This window comes from Frankia tisae, from assembly GCF_025403405.1.
Lineage (GTDB): Bacteria > Actinomycetota > Actinomycetes > Frankiales > Frankiaceae > Frankia > Frankia tisai.
This window is the reverse complement of sequence record NZ_JANEZT010000461.1, coordinates 1-4,475: the sequence shown is the minus strand read 5'-3', so window position 1 is coordinate 4,475 and position 4,475 is coordinate 1. Positions and strand designations below refer to the sequence as shown.

Annotated in this window: 5 protein-coding genes and 1 pseudogene; 4 read left to right on the top strand and 2 right to left on the bottom strand. The window is 73.3% G+C overall.

All coding sequences use genetic code 11. The features are described from left to right. The 4 genes from NBZ85_RS28075 to NBZ85_RS28060 form a co-directional block, all read left to right on the top strand. Positions 1-1,088 (top strand): sialidase family protein (locus NBZ85_RS28075; protein ID WP_261562989.1); only part of this gene is annotated, 1,088 nt, incomplete at its 5' end. A gap of 55 nt (positions 1,089-1,143) precedes the next feature. Further along, on the top strand, positions 1,144-1,608 hold the full coding sequence (locus tag NBZ85_RS28070; protein WP_261559942.1) for a hypothetical protein: 465 nt from the start codon (positions 1,144-1,146) through the stop codon (positions 1,606-1,608). 244 nt (positions 1,609-1,852) lie between these two features. Further along, positions 1,853-2,770 carry a CLIPPER-2 domain-containing protein gene (locus NBZ85_RS28065; protein ID WP_261559941.1) on the top strand — a complete coding sequence of 306 codons (918 nt, stop codon included), beginning with the start codon at positions 1,853-1,855 and terminating at the stop codon, positions 2,768-2,770. A 58-nt stretch (positions 2,771-2,828) separates the two neighbouring features. After that, entirely contained in the window at positions 2,829-3,491 is a 663-nt protein-coding gene (locus NBZ85_RS28060; RefSeq protein WP_261559940.1) for a class F sortase, read from the top strand. 30 nt (positions 3,492-3,521) lie between these two features. On the opposite strand, the gene NBZ85_RS34160 is transcribed toward NBZ85_RS28060, so the two are convergent. Together NBZ85_RS34160 and NBZ85_RS34155 are read right to left on the bottom strand one after the other, a co-directional pair. Then, positions 3,522-3,983, bottom strand: a complete 462-nt coding sequence (locus tag NBZ85_RS34160; protein WP_261562987.1) for a DUF2252 family protein — start codon at positions 3,981-3,983, stop codon at positions 3,522-3,524. Positions 3,984-4,062: 79 nt separating this feature from the next. Next, positions 4,063-4,323, bottom strand: a pseudogene (locus NBZ85_RS34155) (DUF2252 family protein); the annotation flags it as partial. Positions 4,324-4,475 lie beyond the last annotated feature (152 nt).

The following is a 4,475-nucleotide window of genomic DNA, read 5'->3' as shown; positions in this document are numbered from 1 at the left end:
TCCTGCTACCGCGGAATTCGGGCGGCCGGGCCGGAATCGAGGACGGGCCCGCGATGGCCGGCTCCGGACCGTCCACGGCGAGCACCACCGCCCTGCGGCTCGACGAACGCCTGCTCGGCGGCCCAGCGGGTCCGGCGGACACGGCGGACGCCGTAGTCACGGGGCTCGCGGTCGGTGCGGACGGGGTGCAGGTGGCTGTGGGGCGCCACGCATCCGCGGCCGGAGCAGCCGGGCCGGCCGGCTCGACCCCCGCGGCCTGGTCGTCGGCGGACGGGCGCACGTGGCGGACCGCTGCCTTCCGCCAGCCGGACGGCAGCGGCGGCGGCGGCGGCGGCACGATGAGCGCGGTGACCTACCTTGACGGGCCCGGCTTTGTCGCCGTCGGATCGTCCGTCATCGGGGGCCAGGATCCGGCGACGGCCCGGCCGGCGGTGTGGACGTCACACGACGGCCGGCACTGGGCCGCGCTCGGGGATGCCGGCGGCCTGACCGGCGGCATCACCGACGTCGTCGCCCATCGCGGCGAGTTGCTCGCCGTCGGCCGGGCAGACGGGCCGACGGGCGCGGGGGCCGTCTGGCGCTCCCGCGATGGGACAAACTGGACAAAGATGGACACGTCGACCCTGGGCGGCCCCACCGAACAGCACGTCGACCAGATAGTCGAACTGGCCGACGGCACACTGTTGGCCGCCGGCAGCGAGCTGGCGGGAAGCGCGACGGTGACCCGGCTGCGCCGCTCGTCCGATGGCGCCCGCTGGACTCTCGACGAGACCACGCTGCCCTCGGGCGTGGTCGTCGGCGCGCTGACCCGGTTGTCTGACGGCCGGACGCTGGCCGTCGGTTCCCGCGCCACCGACGCCGGTCCGCAGCCGATCGTGCTGGTCGGCGACCGTCGAGGCGAGCACTGGGTGTCGGTGTCGGTGTCGGCCGGCGCCGCGCCGTCGGCGCGCATGGAGCTGTTCGGCATCGCTGTCGCCGGCGGCGAGACACACGTCGCGGGCGCCATCGCCGGCACCGGCGTCGCTCCCGGCGCGGCCGTCTGGTCGTTACCGCTGCCACTGCCACTGCCGGTGAATCCCGGCTCCTGAGATGCCACTCACGCGCTTTGGGCGCACCCCTGCGGGTCCACGGCGGACGCGAGCTGTGACAGCAGCGGTCCTCGCTGTCGCGCTGCTGGTCCTGGCCGGCGTCGTCGGCTGCGGCCTGGCCCACCCCGATCGCTCGTGTCTCCCGCAGCCACCCGAAGCGCGCCCGAGTTCCGCACGGGCGGGTGAAGCGGTGACGGTGTCCTCCGGCGGCCTGCGCTGCGACCGCAGGCTCCCGGCGGGCACGATCTACCGGGTGTCCGCCGTGCAGGCCGGCGCCGGCGCCGCTGCCGTGGAACTCGCGACCGTGCCGGTGGCGCGGGACGGTCGGTTCCAGGTGACCGTCCGAATCCCGCCAGGGACCGGCCCGGGTCGGCTGTATCTGGAGATTTCCGGCAGCCTGTATGACGGCTGCGAAGACACCGCGAGCTCGTGCGTCGGCTACGGCGTCCAGCTGACCGTCCTGCCGCCGCCAACCGGTGCGTCAGCGTCCGGCTCCCCCGGCGGCGCTTCGTCCCCCTGACCAGCGGCGGCCCTGTCCCACACGGCCGCCCCACCGGCGCGCGCTTCCTTAACCCTGCGTGGTGGCACGCCGCGAAATCGCCCGATGCCCGCCTAACGCCGACGTCTGTACAGCACGCACGCGCAGGCCAGCCATACCGGCGGCCGGCTCGGTCGCCCGCAGTCACCGCCGATTTGACCCCAGGCCACGACCGAGCAACATTACTCTGCGTAACGCTTCATGGCGCCGAGTGGGGGATCTTGTGATGGCGAGACCGTTGCTGGACTCGGCGGCGCCGAAGGGTCTCCCTGCCCGAACGCTGTCGGCCGCGCTGACGACGGCAGCGCTGACGACGGCAGCGCTGCTGGCGATGCTGGTCGTCCTGCCGGGACTGCCCGCCAGGGCAGGCAGTAGCTCGCCGGAGACCACCGTCAGCCTCATCGTCCTTGGAACACCTGGGCTGGCTGCTACCAAGCGCGGCATCCTGGTGGGCGCCGGCAAGGACGACAAGATCGGTGCCGGCGCCCGGGTGCGCTGGACGATCACGGTGTCGAACACCGGGAACACGGTGGTGTCCGCGGTAACCGTGGACGATCCCAAGGCGGGGCCCGTCCGCTGCCCCGCCACGTCGCTTCTCCCGAGGCAGAGTCTGACCTGCACGGTTGCTGATCACACGATCACGCCCGAGGAGGTCGCGGCGGGCATCGCCACCAACGTGGCGAACGCCTCCGCCACCGCTCAGGGTGGACGGGTGGTCGCGGCGCCCGCTTTCGCCAGCGTGCCGATCCCGCCCGACAAGCCGTTCATCGTCTTCCCGCCCCTGCCGTGGCTACCCGGATTCCCTGACGGCCTTCCCGGTCACCCCGGCTCCGGTGGTCCCGGCTTCGCTGGCCCCGTGACGGGCGGCGCCGTGGGCGGCGCTGCCGTGGGCGGCGGGGCGGCAGGCGGTTCCGGCCAGGCGGGCCCGGGCAACGGGCCCGGTTCGTCGGATGGCCACGACGGTGCATCGTCGGCGCCGGGAGCTCAGCGGGATGCTCAGCCACCGGTGGCCGTGGCGGGGGGGCAGCCCGACGAGCCCGGGCGTAGCGGTTTTGAGCTGGTCGTGCTCGGCACCGTGACCGCCGGCTGCGCGCTCGCCGCGCTCGGGGCACTCGGGGCACGGCGCACCAGACGCCGGCGTTGATCCGACCACCGCTGGAATGCACCGCCGGGCCGCCGACCGTGGCGGGTCACCCCCGACCATGAGACGTCCGGCCGCCGCACTGCCCGTCCTCGGCGCCCTGACCCTCGCCGGGCTGATGGTGGTCGGGATCGTGCTGGCCATCCTGGGCTGGCCGACCAGACCCGCCCCCATGGCCGCGCCGCTGCCCGAGGCGGGGGCCGGCGGGCCGCGGCTACCCGGGCCGCCGCCCGAATCCGACGGGGCGAGCACGGCCGAGATCGCCCGGCGCCAGCCCGATCTACCGGCATCCAGTGTCCGGATTCCGGCGCTCGGTATCACCGCCCGGATCGGGCGGGCGACCGAGGACAACGGCGTCCTCACCCCGCCGCGGACGCCGACCGAGGTCGGGCTGTGGCCCGGTTCGGCCGCGCTGGACGCCGGCTCCGGGGAGGTGACCCTCGTCGGGCACGTGAACTGGCGGGGAATGCCGCCCTTCGCATTTGGACGCCTGGCCTACCTGCACACCGGAGACCTCGTCTACACCAGCGACGCACGCGGTACGCAGACCGCGTGGCGGGTCCAGCGGGTCTTCGCCCGGGCCAAGGCCGGCGGCGTCGATCCGGCGGCCTTCGCCGGATCGCGGGGCCCACGGCAACTAATCATGATCACCTGCGGCGGGCCGTTCGACATCCGGGCCCGTTCCTATTCCGACAACGTGTATGTACGCGCCGTTCCCGCGTGAGCGGCTTCTCCGTCCTCGGCCATGTCCTGCTCAGTCCACCTCGATGAGCTGGCCGTTGCGGAACAGGTCGACGAAGAGCTGATGGTCCCGTTGGACCTGGGCGCCGTAGTCGTGGGCGAAGTCGACCAGCGAGGCGACGAACTCCCTGTCGTCGCGCGAGATCGCGGCGTGGATCTCGTCCTCGGTGGAGAAGTCCACCAGATCGTGCTCGCTCTCGTCGTCCGCGACGGCGTGCATGCGGGCGGTGGAGCGGCCGAGGTCGGCGACGAGGGCGAGCATCTGCTCGGGTTCGTTCACCTCCGACCCGTCCAGGTCCTGCGCGTACGGCGACACCTCGGCGACGAGCGGGCCGACGCCGTCGAGCTCCGTGTGGCCCAGCCAGGTGTCGCTGTGCGCCTGCAACGCACGCTGCGACAGCGCCGTGCGATGCCCCTGATGGTCGAAGTAGTCGCGGATCCGCTCGTCGGAGACGAACCGGCTGACCGCCGGCACCTGCCCCTGCTTCATGTAGCAGGACGACGTCGTTGTCCAGGGCCTGCGTCTGACCCTCGACGAGCAGGTTGTACGACGGCAGGCCGGCGCTGCCGATGCAGATCCCGCGGCGGGCCGCCACGTCCTTGACGGTCAGCGAGACCAGGCGGGTCCGCCGGTTCGGCGGCACAGTGGCCAGGTACCGCTCGAACGCCGCCAGCACGGCGGCCCGGGTGTCGTCGTCGACCGGGGTGACGCCGTCGACCTGCGCGAAGCGGCGTTCGTAGTTCTCCACCACGGTGGGCGCTTCGAGCAGGCCGACCCGCGTCGACAGCCTTGCCGGCTGCAGGAACGCGTGCACCACACCCGAGGTGGACGCGAGCGTCAACAGGTCCGACGACGCCACGGCGAGGCCGCCGTCTTGCGGAACTTGCGCCGGAACGCCGCGGCATCCGCCGCCATCGGCTCGCCGAAGGCGGCGGCGAAAACATCGGCGATGACCTGAGCACGTTC